The 13,885-nt window shown below is 41.7% G+C and carries 15 protein-coding genes; 11 read left to right on the top strand and 4 right to left on the bottom strand.

Going from position 1 to position 13,885, the window contains the following annotated elements:
• Window positions 1-230 precede the first annotated feature (230 nt).
• The gene (fabR, locus tag AN395_RS13515) at window positions 231-851 is read right to left on the bottom strand and encodes an HTH-type transcriptional repressor FabR (protein WP_004589390.1); all 621 of its coding nucleotides are present in this window, start codon (window positions 849-851) and stop codon (window positions 231-233) included.
• A 127-nt stretch (window positions 852-978) separates the two neighbouring features.
• Here fabR and AN395_RS13510 point away from each other — a divergent pair, with 127 nt between their 5' ends.
• Window positions 979-2,112, top strand: a complete 1,134-nt coding sequence (locus AN395_RS13510) for a fatty acid desaturase (protein ID WP_054983308.1) — start codon at window positions 979-981, stop codon at window positions 2,110-2,112.
• A gap of 13 nt (window positions 2,113-2,125) precedes the next feature.
• Complete coding sequence (gene sthA, locus AN395_RS13505; protein ID WP_029774151.1) at window positions 2,126-3,556, top strand: Si-specific NAD(P)(+) transhydrogenase; 1,431 nt, start codon at window positions 2,126-2,128, stop codon at window positions 3,554-3,556.
• Window positions 3,557-3,624: 68 nt separating this feature from the next.
• Here the strand turns inward: sthA and hemE are convergent, their stop codons facing one another.
• Window positions 3,625-4,689 (bottom strand): uroporphyrinogen decarboxylase, encoded by a 1,065-nt coding sequence (gene hemE, locus AN395_RS13500; RefSeq protein ID WP_024033935.1) that lies wholly within the window; start codon window positions 4,687-4,689, stop codon window positions 3,625-3,627.
• Window positions 4,690-5,213: 524 nt separating this feature from the next.
• On the opposite strand from hemE, the gene AN395_RS13495 reads away from it, so the two are divergent.
• Window positions 5,214-5,684 carry an Rsd/AlgQ family anti-sigma factor gene (locus AN395_RS13495; protein ID WP_004589394.1) on the top strand — a complete coding sequence of 157 codons (471 nt, stop codon included), beginning with the start codon at window positions 5,214-5,216 and terminating at the stop codon, window positions 5,682-5,684.
• A gap of 58 nt (window positions 5,685-5,742) precedes the next feature.
• Here AN395_RS13495 and fkpA read toward each other — a convergent pair whose 3' ends face one another.
• Window positions 5,743-6,489, bottom strand: a complete 747-nt coding sequence (gene fkpA, locus AN395_RS13490) for an FKBP-type peptidyl-prolyl cis-trans isomerase (protein WP_004589617.1) — start codon at window positions 6,487-6,489, stop codon at window positions 5,743-5,745.
• Window positions 6,490-6,693: 204 nt separating this feature from the next.
• Here fkpA and AN395_RS13485 point away from each other — a divergent pair, with 204 nt between their 5' ends.
• Window positions 6,694-7,692 (top strand): WD40 repeat domain-containing protein, encoded by a 999-nt coding sequence (locus tag AN395_RS13485; RefSeq protein ID WP_024033936.1) that lies wholly within the window; start codon window positions 6,694-6,696, stop codon window positions 7,690-7,692.
• Window positions 7,679-7,891: a SlyX family protein gene (locus AN395_RS13480; RefSeq protein WP_004589619.1), complete on the top strand. Its 213-nt coding sequence runs from the start codon at window positions 7,679-7,681 to the stop codon at window positions 7,889-7,891. The genes AN395_RS13485 and AN395_RS13480 overlap by 14 nt, the downstream gene beginning before the upstream one ends.
• 23 nt (window positions 7,892-7,914) lie before the next feature.
• On the opposite strand, the gene AN395_RS13475 is transcribed toward AN395_RS13480, so the two are convergent.
• A complete protein-coding gene (locus tag AN395_RS13475; RefSeq protein ID WP_004589620.1) occupies window positions 7,915-8,118 on the bottom strand; it encodes a YheV family putative zinc ribbon protein in 204 nt (67 codons plus the stop codon).
• A gap of 132 nt (window positions 8,119-8,250) precedes the next feature.
• Here AN395_RS13475 and AN395_RS13470 point away from each other — a divergent pair, with 132 nt between their 5' ends.
• The 6 genes from AN395_RS13470 (at window position 8,251) to AN395_RS13450 (ending at window position 13,587) form a co-directional block, all read left to right on the top strand.
• Window positions 8,251-10,173, top strand: a complete 1,923-nt coding sequence (locus tag AN395_RS13470) for an ATP-binding cassette domain-containing protein (protein WP_054983307.1) — start codon at window positions 8,251-8,253, stop codon at window positions 10,171-10,173.
• Entirely contained in the window at window positions 10,157-10,579 is a 423-nt protein-coding gene (locus tag AN395_RS13465; RefSeq protein WP_054983306.1) for a TIGR02444 family protein, read from the top strand. Before AN395_RS13470 ends, AN395_RS13465 begins: the two co-directional genes overlap by 17 nt.
• Window positions 10,580-10,824: 245 nt before the next feature.
• Complete coding sequence (locus AN395_RS19680) at window positions 10,825-10,971, top strand: hypothetical protein (protein WP_004589623.1); 147 nt, start codon at window positions 10,825-10,827, stop codon at window positions 10,969-10,971.
• A 111-nt stretch (window positions 10,972-11,082) separates the two neighbouring features.
• The gene (locus AN395_RS13460; RefSeq protein WP_024033940.1) at window positions 11,083-12,075 is read left to right on the top strand and encodes a hydrolase; all 993 of its coding nucleotides are present in this window, start codon (window positions 11,083-11,085) and stop codon (window positions 12,073-12,075) included.
• Complete coding sequence (locus AN395_RS13455; RefSeq protein WP_054983305.1) at window positions 12,072-12,317, top strand: YheU family protein; 246 nt, start codon at window positions 12,072-12,074, stop codon at window positions 12,315-12,317. The genes AN395_RS13460 and AN395_RS13455 overlap by 4 nt, the downstream gene beginning before the upstream one ends.
• Window positions 12,318-12,390: 73 nt before the next feature.
• Window positions 12,391-13,587, top strand: coding sequence for a dipeptidase (locus AN395_RS13450; protein ID WP_029773025.1), 1,197 nt, complete (start codon window positions 12,391-12,393; stop codon window positions 13,585-13,587).
• The last annotated feature ends 298 nt before the right edge of the window (window positions 13,588-13,885 follow it).

Here is a 13,885-nt window from a genome sequence, read left to right as displayed (position 1 = left end):
ATCTTGTTTCTTGTGTGTGTGTTCAGTGAGGCCTATTTTTAACATTACAAAGCAGTTGGTGCAAGCATAAACATTCCAAACAAAGGAATAAAAACCCCACATTAAAGAAATTTATATACCTTAAAATAGCATATTCAGGTTTTATAAATCACACAGCTACACTTTTTAGCTTAAATTAATGTGTTGAGTAAACTTGCGTGCTTAGATTAACTTATTGCTAATTTTTTAAGCTAAACCTGATTATTTGTTTCACGAATATAATGACCTGCACCGCGGGTAATATAACGTAGCTGCCAAATAACCCGCTCAATGAGTTCTTCGCGTTGTTGACCTTCTATATCAAGTGCTTCAGCGCCGGCATTAAATACCAGTGTTACCATGGCTTCGGCCTGAATATAAGCATGGATTGAATCGCACTTGGTTTCGCTTTCTAAATAATGCGCAAGCTCTAAAATAAAGTGTTTTACCTCACGCGCTACGGCGGCTCTAAAGGCTTTTGAGGTGCCAGAACGTTCTCGCAGCAGTAATCTAAATTGGTTGCTTGAGTTATCAATAAACTCCATAAAGGTAACAACCGAAGTATTTATTACGCTGCCGCCACTGGCTATACGTCTGCGGGCTTGGCGCATAAGCTGGCGAAGGGTTAAGCCTGCTTCGTCTACCATGGTTAAACCTAGCTCGTTCATATCTTTAAAGTGGCGATAAAAAGAGGTGGGGGCAATACCTGCTTCGCGGGCAACTTCGCGTAAGCTTAAATTAGAAAAACTATGATCAGCACTAAGCTGATTAAATGCCGCCTCAATTAAGGCTTGTCGTGTTTTTTGTTTCTGTTGTGCTCTAACACCCGACATCCACAGCTCCCTGAGTAATTTTATATGAAGTTTTAATGATAATTAGCCGAATTGTCTAGTCTAATACTTGACGCCAAGAGATTGAAACACTATTTTAGCTTACAGTTGTACGCTGAGAGTAAAAACGATGAATAAACCACCGATTATTTGGACAAACGTCCTATTTTTTAGCCTAACCTTTTTGGCGGCTGTCACACTTGTACCTTGGTACGGCATTAGTTACGGATTTACCAGCGCGCATTGGATTGCATTTGTAGGCTGTATGTTTTACGCAGGCCTATCTATCACTGCCGGATACCACCGATTATGGGCGCATAAAGCCTATAACGTACACCCTGCAATAGAATTTATTTTTGCTCTTGGTGGCGCATTTGCTTTGCAAAACAGTGCGTTGCACTGGAGTAGCGATCACCGTATACACCACGGCCAAGTAGATGACCCAGTAAAAGACCCTTACGCCGCAACTAACGGCTTTTGGTACAGCCATATTGGCTGGATGCTCCGTGATTACCAAGGCGACAGTTATAACGATTACAGTAATTGTCGCGATTTACAGCGCAATAAAATTGTTATGTGGCAGCATAAACACTACTTAAAGCTTGTTATAGCCATGAATGTCGGTTTACCGCTTGTGCTTGGTTTATTAGTAGGCGATGTGTGGGGTATGCTACTACTTGCAGGTTTATTACGCTTAGTATTGAGCCAGCACTTTACCTTTTTCATTAATTCATTGGCTCATATTTGGGGCTCACGCCCATACACTGAAAAAAACACCGCACGCGATAATGGCTTTTTAGCGTTATTTACTTATGGCGAGGGTTACCATAACTTCCACCATATTTTTGCAAGCGATTACCGTAACGGTATTAAGTGGTTTCATTACGACCCAACAAAATGGATGATCCGCTCTTTAGCAGCGCTCGGTTTAGCCAGTAAATTAAAGCGCACCCCGGTTGAGCGCATAGAAAAAGCCAAAGCCGAAACGCTAATGAGTAAAACGCAAACGCGCCTTTCAAAATTGCCTTTAGCGCAAGATAAGCTTACATTATTACAACAAGAGTACGATTTACTGCTGAAAAAGCTGCAAAATTACTGTTCACTACAAAAACAAGTGTTAGAAGCTAAAAAAAATAACATGGCAAAGCAGTGTGAACAATCAGCATTAATGACACAATACCATGAGCTGGAAGCCGCCTGGGAAAATCAAAAACAGGCATGGCTAGCACTTAATGCGAGGTTATTAAAAGCCTCTTTTAATTAATTTAGGAGTGGCTGTGGCCAAACAACCAGAACAAAAAAAAGCACCCGTAGTTTACCAATATGACGCAATAATTATTGGTACGGGCCCTGGCGGTGAAGGCACCGCCATGAACCTATCTAAAAACGATAAAAAAGTAGCGGTTATTGAGCGCCAACAAGCTGTTGGCGGTGGCTGTGTACATTGGGGAACAATTCCTTCAAAAGCATTACGCCACTCGGTTAGCCGCTATATTGAATACAAAGCAAACCCACTTTTTAATGTTGGCGAGCGCCCTAGCCGCTTAACGTTTCCTGATATTTTAAGTCATGCAAGTTCTGTTATTTCTAAGCAGTCAAACTTACGTAGCAGCTTTTACGACCGTAACCGCATTCATATGTACCAAGGCGATGCGAGCTTTGTAGATAAACACACGGTTGAAATTAAGCGTCTTGATGGCTCAGCAGAGCGTATTACCGCTAAAACCATTGTAATTGCTACTGGCTCACGCCCATACCGCCCACCTGAGGTCGACTTTAGCCATTCACGTATTTACGACAGCGATACTATTTTAGGCCTAGAGCACGACCCACAACGTGTACTTATATACGGTGCGGGTGTTATTGGCTGTGAATACGCTTCAATCTTTAAAGGCTTAGGCGCTAAGGTAGATTTAGTAAACACACGCGACCGCTTATTAGCCTTTATGGATGCAGAAATTTCTGACGCGCTTAGCTACCACTTTTGGAACAGCGGTATTGTTATTCGTCATAACGAAGAGTTTGACCGTATAGAAACGCGCTCAGATTGCGTTGTAATGCATTTAAAATCGGGCAAGCGTGTAAAAGCCGACTGTATTTTATTTGCTAACGGGCGCACAGGTAATACCGATACGCTAAACCTTGAAGCTATTGGTTTAAAAGCCGATGGTCGAGGCCAGCTTAAAGTCAACGAAATGTACCAAACCGAGGTAGATAACGTTTACGCAGTAGGTGATGTAATTGGCTACCCAAGCTTAGCGAGTGCTGCATTTGATCAAGGCCGTATAGCTGCCGATGCTATTGCCTGCGGTAATTGCGAAGATAAGCTAATTATAGATATACCGGCCGGTATTTATACCATTCCTGAAATGAGTTCGGTAGGTAAAACAGAGCAACAGCTAACCGCTGCAAAAGTACCGTATGAAGTTGGTCGTGCTCAATTTAAGCACTTAGCTCGTGCGCAAATTGCGGGCACAGAAGTTGGTAGCTTAAAAATATTGTTTCACAGTGAAACAAAAGAAGTACTTGGCGTGCATTGCTTTGGTGAGCGTGCCTCGGAAATTGTTCATATTGGCCAAGCCATTATGGAACAAAAAGGGGCAGGCAACACTGTTGACTACTTTGTAAATACCACATTTAACTACCCAACGATGGCAGAAGCCTACCGTGTTGCGGCGTTAAATGGATTAAATAGGTTATTTACTTAACCCGATTACTACACAGCAAAAAGCCCGCTAATTAGCGGGCTTTTTAATAGCTATTAATACCACTGCTGTTATTTGTGGTATTGCGCGCTTAGCTCATGTACTGCATTAATAAATACACCGGCGTTTTCTGGGTCTACATCTGGTGTAATACCGTGGCCTAGGTTAAACACGTGGCCATCACCTGTGCCAAAGTCTTCTAAAATAGTGCCTACTTCTTGGCGGATACGATCAGGCGTACCGTGAAGCATTGACGGGTCCATATTACCTTGCAATGCAACTTTATCGCCTACACGGCGTTTAGCGTCGCCAATATTAATAGTCCAATCAAGACCTACTGCATCACAGCCTGTTGCTGCAATTGCTTCAATCCACTGGCCACCATTTTTGGTAAATAGCGTTACCGGCACTTTACGGCCGTCGTATTCGCGAATTAAACCATCAACAATTTTATGCATGTATTGCAGTGAGAATTCATTGTAATCGCGCGGGCTTAATACGCCGCCCCACGAGTCAAATACCATTAACGATTGCGCACCAGCTTTTACTTGTGCGTTTAAGTAATCAATGACTGAATCAGCTAGTTTATCTAGTAGTAAATGTAGTGTTTGCGGCTCTGCAAACGCCATTTTTTTTATTTTACCAAATACTTTACTGCTTCCACCTTCAACCATGTAAGTTGCTAGTGTCCACGGTGAACCCGAAAAACCAATTAGTGGCACTTCGCCTTTAAGTTCACGGCGAATAGTACTTACTGCGTTCATTACATAACCGAGCTCGTCAGTTGGGTCTAGCTTAGGAATCTTTTTAACATCAGCAAGTGACGAAATAGGGTTTTCAAATTTAGGGCCTTCACCGGTTTCAAAGTACAAACCTAAACCCATAGCATCGGGAATAGTTAAAATGTCACTAAATAAAATAGCAGCATCTAACGGGTAACGGCGAAGTGGTTGTAGTGTTACTTCACACGCAAGCTCAGCATTACGGCACAGGCTCATAAAATCGCCCGCTTGTGCACGTGTAGCACGGTACTCTGGTAAATAGCGTCCTGCTTGGCGCATCATCCATACCGGTGTTACATCAACGGGTTGTTTTGCAAGTGCACGTAAATAACGGTCGTTTTTTAATTCGCTCATAGCGTAAATAATCCTGAGGCCTATAGAAATTGTTCAAGATTGTACCACCATATTCTCCGGCTCTCTATCGCTAAGCTCTTAAAACATGTGTTACAGCTAACAGAACCTAGTTTGTTGCTTATTTAGTCACATTTGAGTGTTAAATAACCAAAAAGAACTAACAATAAAAACTTTTTGTTAATATGTTTGCAACATAACAAAAACCTTGGTATTGTTTGTCCCGCGTTAACAAGAACAATAATAAAAATCTTAAACAACAATAACAAAAATATTTATAATAAAAATAACAAAAATCTTCTATAACAATAAGAAAGCTTGTATTAACAGGCCAAAACAAGAAATTAAGCCACCTTAACCGGTGGTTTTTTCTTGCCTGCAATAAAATAATAATTTACCTACAATAAATACACACATGCACCAGCTCATACCTTTTACTTGTTGATATACACTTAAATAAAATATATCTTGATGTATAAGAAAATTTAAATTTAACCATAAAAGTGACCCAGCTTAGGAGAACAGTAATGCTGACGCGCGTAGAGAAAGCTCAACAAAAATGGGGTGGTAGCCATACTGTCATTGATAAATGGTTAAACGAGCGCCAAGAGTTAATTGTACTTTATTGTAAAATGGCTGGGTTTTCGCCATACGACAAAAAAGATCACGCCTTACCAGAGCCAGAACAAATTCAATCATTTTGCCAAATTTTAATGGATTACTTATCTGCCGGCCATTTTGAAGTGTACGATGACATTGCAAAAGCCTGCGAAAGCAAGGGCCTTGAAAGCCAAGAGCTGGCAAATACAATTTACCCGCGCATTTCTAGCACAACAGATATTGCTTTAGATTTTAACGATAAATACGCAGAAGTAGATAAAGAAGACTTATTAGCAGAGTTTGATAACGATTTGTCGGTACTTGGCGAAACGTTAGAAGCGCGTTTTGAACTAGAAGATGAGCTAATAGATAATTTGTTTTCTAACCACACAGATTAATAAAATTGCCTACAAAAAAGGGACCGTTATGGTCCCTTTTTGCGTTATAAGCTACCGCTTATTGCGCAGGTGCTTCGTCATCTTGTATTTCAAGTAGTTCTACTTCAAAAACAAGCGTTGAGTTAGCTGGAATTTTACCTAGGTCACGATCGCCGTAAGCAAGTTCAGAAGGAATAGTGAACTTGTACTTAGACCCTACTGACATAAGCTGTAAACCTTCAGTCCAACCCGCAATTACACGGTTAAGAGGGAAAGTAGTTGGCTCGTTACGCGCATAAGAGCTATCAAACTCAGTGCCGTCTAATAAAGTACCTTTGTAATGTACTTTAACTACGTCTGTTGCTGCTGGCTTTTCGCCTTCGCCTTCGCTAAGTACTTCGTACTGTAGACCTGACTCAGTTACTGTTACGCCTTCTTTTTTAGCATTTTCTTCTAGGTATTTTTTACCTGCTTCTTTGCTTTTTTCAGACTCAACTTTAGCTTTAGCTTCTTGCTTTGCACGCACTGATGTATCTAGCTCAGTTAGCACTTCACGGATTTTTTCTTCATCGATTTTTGCATTACCAGCAAGCGCGTCTTCAAAACCACGAATTAATAGTGCTTGGTCTAGTTCAATACCAATCTCTGATTTATCAGCTAGGTCTTTATTTAAAAAGTTACCCACTGATGCACCAATACCGTATGCTTGTTGCTGCTCTACAGTGTCTAATTTAACTTCAGCTTGTTCTTGTTTTGCTTCTTGATTACAAGCTGTAAGCGCTAAAACCGACGCTGCAATCAATGACAATCTAATCGTCTTTTTCATTTTAAATCTCCGACACACTTTGCAGTTGTCATTTATTGTATTATTACTAGTTAAAGATTAACGGCCTACATGATAGGCTGCTTGTTTAATAACTAACTAAATTAAAACCTAACCTATTATAGTGATTAGACAAACACCCTAGGCCTTCAACGTGACCTAGTCTAACCTCTCAGTCACTAAGAGTTAAGAGGAAATACCTGTAATATGTCGATATTTCGTACTTTTTTAATCGCTTTTAGCTGTTTATTAGCCCTAGCTTGTAGCGATCAAAAACAGCAAGCTGCACAACGCTTTGAACACGCAGCACAGGGTGCGTTTTCCTCGGCAGTATCTAACGATGGTAAATACAGCCTAGTCTCCTCCATTCACCATGGGGTCGCCCTGTGGGATAATCAACAGCAGGTACTAAAATATCAATGGTTTCAACAGCAATCACAAGAAAGCCTAGTGTATGCTGTGGCTATTGCCTTTGATAATAGCGTGGCCGTTACCGCCGAAAAAACCACCTTTGCCGTGTGGGATATTAGCAGCGGCGAAAACCGCGGCTATTATAAAATTCAACAAGCCACTATTCGCGATATTGCGATAAGTAACCAAGGCCGCAGTGTTTTATACGGCAGAAGCGACGGCGTAGTGGTATTTTTAAACCTAGAAACCGGACGCCGCATTGAGTTTTTAGGCCACCAAGACAAAGTAAACACCGTTGATTTATCGCCTAATGGACGCTATGCCTTAAGCGGCTCAAACGATTACGTTGCTTATTTTTGGGATACACGTACAGGGCAAGTAATTCATCGCTTTAATCACCCGACGCGTGTTACCCAAGTAACCCTAGACCCACAAGGTCGCTACGCATTTACCGCAGATAGTATGAAGCAAGCACATGTATGGAAGCTGACTACAGGTGATCTTGTGAGTAAACTGGCGTATATTGCGCGTCAGAAAATTTTTACTGCGGTACGCTTTAACGAACAAGGCACATTGCTGGCCACAGGCTCGCCTAATAAGCGCGTTGACTTATGGCAGTTACCCAGCGGAGAGAAAATTCAAACTTGGCAAGTCACACCACGTGAAGGCAGTAAGCCTAAATCGGCTGTGGTGCTAGATGTAACGTTTATAGATAACGGCAAGTCGTTGTTAACCGAGAGCTCGAGCGGAATTGCAGAGCACTTTACAATACGAGAAGCAAATGAACACAATTGAAAATCGTTTAATGGAGCTTGAGGCAAAAGTTGCTTTTCAAGACGAAACAATAGAAATATTAAATGACGAGCTAAAAGCACACCAACAGCAGCTTGCAAAAATGAAGCGCCAAACTGAGTTACTAGCAGAAAAACTTAAAGAAGCGCAGCAGCCGTCGCTAATGTCGCAAATGCAAGAGCCGCCTCCGCCACATTACTAAGCACACGACAAAATAAAACCGGGTTAATCGCCCGGTTTAAATACACCAATTACTTGTTCAAATTGGCGAGTAGATGCCTGAACAGCGTTATCGGGTTGCGCCATTTTGTGGCCGCACTCTACACACTCTACTTTTTCAACATCATGTTCTCTGTACAGCATCATGGTATCCATGGCTTTACACTCAGGGCACGATGCACCAGCAATAAATCGCTTCTTTTGTCTCACAACATTTTTCCTGTGGTTTGAACTGCACATATTTTATCGTATAACTTCCTATGTTGATACGCTTGATAAGAGCAATACGTTCTATGGTATGATAGCGCTAACTTAACCAGGGCACAGTAAAGTAACGCATTCATGATCCAAATCTCAGAAATAGAACTACTTCGTGGCGGAAAAGCCTTATTAAAAAATGCCTCGGCTACTTTATTTCCACAGCACAAAGTGGGCTTAGTGGGCGCTAATGGCTGTGGTAAATCTACCTTATTTAGTTTATTAAAATCTGAGCTGCAACTCGATGCGGGTGATTGCAATATACCTAAAGATTGGTCTATTGCCTCTGTGAAACAAGAAACCCCAGCCCTTGAAATAAGCGCCATTGATTACGTACTACAAGGTCACCCTGAATACTATGCATTGCGCATTGCCCTGCGTGAAGCTGAGCAAACAAACGATGGTGACACCCAAGCCAAAGTACATATTCAGCTTGAAAATATTAAAGGCTACAGCATAGAGTCAAAAGCGGGCGAATTGCTGCACGGCTTAGGCTTTGCTAATCACCAAATAGAAAACCCTGTAAGCGCATTTTCTGGTGGTTGGCGTATGCGTTTAAACCTTGCACAAGCACTTATTCGCGATGCCGACTTACTATTACTCGATGAGCCTACTAACCACCTTGATTTAGATGCCGTTTACTGGCTTGAGCGCTTTTTACGCGCCTACACAGGCACCTTGGTACTTATATCTCATGACCGCGAGTTTTTAGACGCCGTGGTTGATCAAATTTGGCATGTCGATAAACAGCTTATTAATGTGTACAAAGGTAACTACTCACAGTTTGAACGCCAAAAAGCAGAGCGCTTGTTACAACAACAAGCAATGTTTGAAAAACAACAAGAGCAAATTGCCCATCTTGAGCAGTTTATAACTCGCTTTAAAGCCAAAGCCAGTAAGGCCAAACAGGCACAAAGCCGTGTTAAAGCACTCGAACGTATGGAAAAGCTGGCACCTGCACATGCCGACTCACCATTTGACTTTGAATTTGCCGAGCCAACAGCCCTGCCTAACCCGCTAATGACCCTAGATAAAGCAAAAGCAGGTTATGGCGATGTCACTATTTTAAATAATATCGCGCTAAACCTAGTTCCTGGCAGCCGTATTGCGTTACTCGGTCGTAACGGCGCGGGTAAATCAACGCTTATAAAGCTATTAGCGGGCGAGCTTGAGCCGCAAGCAGGTAAAGTGGTTCAACACCATGGCTTAAATATAGGTTACTTTGCGCAGCACCAACTTGAATCGCTTGATTTAAAAGCCAGCGCAGTGACCCATATTCAACGCTTAAACCCACAAGCCACAGAGCAATCATTACGTGACTTTTTAGGTGGCTTTGCATTTATTGGCGATAAAGCACTTGAACCCGTGGCGCCGTTTTCGGGCGGTGAAAAAGCCCGCTTAGTGCTAGCCATGTTGGTGTATCAAAAACCCAATTTACTACTACTTGATGAGCCAACTAACCACCTTGATTTAGAAATGCGCCACGCGCTAGTGATGGCACTGCAAGGCTTTGAAGGCGCCATGGTTACCGTATCGCACGATCGCCACATGCTTAAAAACACCGCCGATGAATTTTATTTAGTCGATGATGGCAAAGTCACTCAGTTTGGTTACGACTTAGATGCGTATTACCAATGGTTACTCAATGCCAATAAAGAAGCCGCTAAAAGCCAGCAACCTGACGAGCCAAAAGCAAACCCAAGCGTTAATCGTAAAGAGCAAAAGCGCCTAGAAGCTGAGTTTAGAAAAGCCATTCAACCGCTTAAAAAGCAAATTGAAAAGCTTGAAAAGCAGCTCGATAAATTTACTGCAGAGCTTAGCGAAGTTGAAGTAGCCCTTGGCGACAATACACTCTACAACGACGACAATAAAGTGCAATTAAAAGAGTTAATTGCTAAGCAAGCCACGCTTACCCCTAAAGTAAACGACACTGAAGAAGAGTTACTGATGGCGCTTGAAGAAATGGAAGAAAAAGAACAGGCCTTTGCCGATGAACTTGCTCAATAAAAACGACTTTTGGCAATTTGCCTGCGCTTTTTACGCAAAGCCAGGGCAACAACAAACCTTGCTGGCACTGCAAAACCAGCAAGGTAAAAACGTTAATCTGTGCTTATTTTTGCTGTACTTAGATTCACTTAAGCTAAGTATTAATGCCGAGCAGCTCAGTGTTTTAATAGACTCAGTTAATGAATTTGATACACAAGCACTTAAACCTCTGCGTGCCACACGCAAGTATTTAAAAGCCAACCAACATACTATTAGCGACTACGCAAAAATACGTGAAGAGTTACTAAGCGCAGAGCTAAAGCTTGAAAAGCAACAACAGCAAATACTGATTGATACAGCGAATAAACTTAGCTTTTTAGAAGCTGTAAAGCCAAACAATATCGAGCTGTATGTGAAAGCCACTTAGGCTGTCAGTTTTTACACCCTCTTCTAAATGTTCATTCTATTTTCTTTGTGCAAAAGATCTTTAAGCCAATTGATTATTCAAAGCCTATAGGCGCTGTAGTAGGAACTGAATAACCCCAAAAACATGATCTACATCAACTTTACTTGGTTACTTTTTCCACGCAGGGGAATTGTTTGATCTCGATCACATTATGCTTTGCAAAGTCACTTTATGATGTCTCCATCAACTGAACGAGGAGATTAATCATGAACGTATTCTTTAGAGACTTTTTTAGCGACCCAGTTTTATTTATGTCTTTTGGGATTTTAGGCGTCGTGATTTCTCTTTGCCTATTTTACGCTTTTTACTTTATTAAAAAAATTAGCGAGGCTGAAGTTCCCGAGCATCATTAAGCACGACGCACAAAGCGCCTACTCAGGTTACTGATTAGGCGCTTTTTATTTTATAAAGCGAAAAATTTGGTACACTAACGTTTCGTTTTTTTCATAGTGCGTAGTACAAACATGATCAATAAGTTTAAACCAGCATGGTGGATGACCAATCGTCACGTTCAAACCATAATGCCGCGTTTTTTCCGTCCATTTCACAATACGTCCTACGAACTTGAGCAACTTGATACGCCCGACGGCGATTTTATTGAACTTGCATGGTCGCTGCCTCATAACGAAAACGCTCCCCTTGCTGTGGTTTTACATGGCCTTGAAGGCAACATAAATAGCTTTTATGCCAAAGGCATGATGAAAGCCTTAAAAAAGCAAGGTTATGCCGTAGTACTTATGCACTTTAGAAACTGCTCAAGCGAAGTTAACCGCTTACCGCGTGCTTATCATAGTGGTGATACCGCCGACTTAGCTTTTTTTATAAATCATTTAAGGGAGCAATTTCCCAGCCGCCCTATTATGGCTGTTGGTTTTTCATTAGGGGGCAATGTACTGGCTAAATACCTAGGCGAAGAGCGCGAAAACTGCCCGTTAAGTGCTGCAGCCGTGGTTTCGGCGCCTTATGATTTATCATCATCAAGCGATGTTATTCGTAAAAGCTTAGGCAAAATTTATCAAAAATATTTGCTCGATAGAATGAAAAAATCAATGCAGCGTAAATTGCCACAAATCAAGCAGCAAATACCTATTACCTCTGAGCAGTTAATGAAAATTGACGATTTGCTAGAGTTTGATAATCAACTAACCGCTCCACTGCATGGCTTTGAAAACGCACACGATTACTATCGCCAAGCCAGCGCAATGCCTTACTTAAAGCATATTGCGATTCCTACGTTAATAATTCATGCCAAGGACGATCCAATGTTGTCGATTAAAGCCGTGCCAAGTAGGCAAGATGTGAGTGAGCATGTTACCCTGAGCGTCTCTGAAAAAGGCGGCCACGTAGGGTTTATTAGCGGTAATAATCCGTTTAGGCCGGTATTTTGGCTTGAACAAGCCGTCCCTCATTATTTTGGCCAGCACGTCCCCACTAAAGCGAGCAGTAAGCAGTTATGATTATCCCTTTTGAACAACTTGATAAAGACACCCTCTATAACCTAATTGAAAGCTACGTGCTTCGTGAAGGCACCGATTACGGTGAGCAAGAAGTGAGTATTCAAAGTAAAGTAGCGCAGGTTAATCAGCAGCTTAGAAATGGTGAAGCCATGGTATTTTTTTCTGAGCTACATGAGTCAGTCACTATTATCTCAAAAAATGAATTTAAAGCACTGCAAAGCGAAGAGCATGAAGCGCAGTAGTTTGATTAGCGCCTAACACTTGTAACTTTTGAGCTGAACGTACACAATGGCTTTTTACCCAAAGAGCCAAAACATGATAAAACTCAGCACTCTAGTGGTAGCCATATCACTAGCTTTAACACCACAAGCCTTTGCAGAGCAAGTAAAAAGCCCGTCAGACAAAGCAGTAAAACTAGCAAAAGACACTATTTTAATCGACACCCATATTGATGTACCTTATCGTATCCACGAAAAATGGGTTGATGTAACTAAAGCCACCGACGGCGGCGACTTTGACTACCCTCGCGCAGTACAAGGGGGGTTAAACGCCCCTTTTATGTCGATTTATATTCCTGCTCACTTAGAATTTGAAGGCAAAGGTAAAAGCTACCAGCTAGCCAACCAAATGATTGATAGCATGGAAGCCATTGCACAGCGCGCCCCTGAAAAATTTGCTATTGCTAGCTCAACAGCGGATATAGAAGCGCAATTTGAGCAAGGCAAACTGTCAATTGCGATGGGCATGGAGAATGGCTCGCCAATTGAAGGAAAAATGGAAAACCTTCAGCACTTTTTTGACCGAGGTGTACGCTACATCACGCTTGCGCACTCGCAAAGCAACCATATTTCTGACTCGTCGTACGATATTCGCCGTAAATGGAAAGGTTTAAGCCCATTTGGTAAAAAGCTAATTACTGAAATGAACAACGTCGGTATGCTAATTGACGTATCACATATATCAGATGATGCGTTTTATCAGGTAATGGAGCTATCTAAAACGCCGGTTATTGCTTCACACTCTTCACTTCGCAAATACACGCCAGGCTTTGAGCGTAATATGAATGATGACATGTTATTAGCGCTTAAAAAGAATGGCGGGGTTATTCAAATTAACTTTGGCTCAAGCTTTGTAACCTCTAAAGCCGGTGCGTGGTACAAAGACCTTAAAAGCACTAAAGAGACCGTTAAAAAAGAAGGCACTAAGCCAAGTAAAGACTTTGATGCAGCGTACCGCGCTAAAAACCCATTCCCGTTTGCAAGCCTTGAGCAAGTACTTGATCATATTGATCACGTTGTAGAGCTTATTGGCATTGATTACGTGGGTATTGGCTCTGACTACGATGGGGTTGGCGATTCGTTACCGATTGGCTTAAAGGATGTATCTAGCTATCCTAACCTAGTGCAAGGCTTAATGGACAGAGGTTACAGCGATTCAGACATTAAAAAGATTTTAAGCGAAAATACGCTAAGGGTTTGGAAGCAAGCCGAAGCATATGCGAAAAAGCACTAAGCTGTAAGCTGTAAGCTGTAAGCTGTAAGCTGTAAGCTGTAAGCTGTAAGCTGTAAGCTGTAAGCTGTAAGCTGTAAGCTGTCAAAAAGTTTAATTAATAGCACGGCCTAAAGTCGTGCTTTTTTATGTGTTAAGTATAATTTAACACCAAGCTACTAAAAGCTGATAACTGAAAACTAAACACTTTTCTTCAGGCATTAAAAAACCCGAGGCTAAGCTCGGGCTTTTTTAGTATTAATTAACTTAAATGTTAACTATTACTCTACGATAGTTGCTACAACACCAGCACCTACAGTAC

Source organism: Pseudoalteromonas sp. P1-30 (genome assembly GCF_001400005.1).
In the GTDB taxonomy this organism is placed as follows: Bacteria; Pseudomonadota; Gammaproteobacteria; order Enterobacterales; family Alteromonadaceae; genus Pseudoalteromonas; species Pseudoalteromonas atlantica.
This window is presented reverse-complemented; position numbering and strand designations above follow the sequence as displayed.

What these genes read in the sequence shown, in the direction of transcription:
- fabR (WP_004589390.1), bottom strand. Translation starts at nt 851, where the DNA reads ATGTCGGGTGTTAGAGCACAACAGAAACAAAAAACACGACAAGCCTTA.
- AN395_RS13510 (WP_054983308.1), top strand. Translation starts at nt 979, where the DNA reads ATGAATAAACCACCGATTATTTGGACAAACGTCCTATTTTTTAGCCTA.
- hemE (WP_024033935.1), bottom strand. Translation starts at nt 4,689, where the DNA reads ATGAGCGAATTAAAAAACGACCGTTATTTACGTGCACTTGCAAAACAA.
- AN395_RS13495 (WP_004589394.1), top strand. Translation starts at nt 5,214, where the DNA reads ATGCTGACGCGCGTAGAGAAAGCTCAACAAAAATGGGGTGGTAGCCAT.
- fkpA (WP_004589617.1), bottom strand. Translation starts at nt 6,489, where the DNA reads ATGAAAAAGACGATTAGATTGTCATTGATTGCAGCGTCGGTTTTAGCG.
- AN395_RS13485 (WP_024033936.1), top strand. Translation starts at nt 6,694, where the DNA reads ATGTCGATATTTCGTACTTTTTTAATCGCTTTTAGCTGTTTATTAGCC.
- AN395_RS13480 (WP_004589619.1), top strand. Translation starts at nt 7,679, where the DNA reads ATGAACACAATTGAAAATCGTTTAATGGAGCTTGAGGCAAAAGTTGCT.
- AN395_RS13470 (WP_054983307.1), top strand. Translation starts at nt 8,251, where the DNA reads ATGATCCAAATCTCAGAAATAGAACTACTTCGTGGCGGAAAAGCCTTA.
- AN395_RS13465 (WP_054983306.1), top strand. Translation starts at nt 10,157, where the DNA reads ATGAACTTGCTCAATAAAAACGACTTTTGGCAATTTGCCTGCGCTTTT.
- AN395_RS19680 (WP_004589623.1), top strand. Translation starts at nt 10,825, where the DNA reads ATGAACGTATTCTTTAGAGACTTTTTTAGCGACCCAGTTTTATTTATG.
- AN395_RS13460 (WP_024033940.1), top strand. Translation starts at nt 11,083, where the DNA reads ATGATCAATAAGTTTAAACCAGCATGGTGGATGACCAATCGTCACGTT.
- AN395_RS13455 (WP_054983305.1), top strand. Translation starts at nt 12,072, where the DNA reads ATGATTATCCCTTTTGAACAACTTGATAAAGACACCCTCTATAACCTA.
- AN395_RS13450 (WP_029773025.1), top strand. Translation starts at nt 12,391, where the DNA reads ATGATAAAACTCAGCACTCTAGTGGTAGCCATATCACTAGCTTTAACA.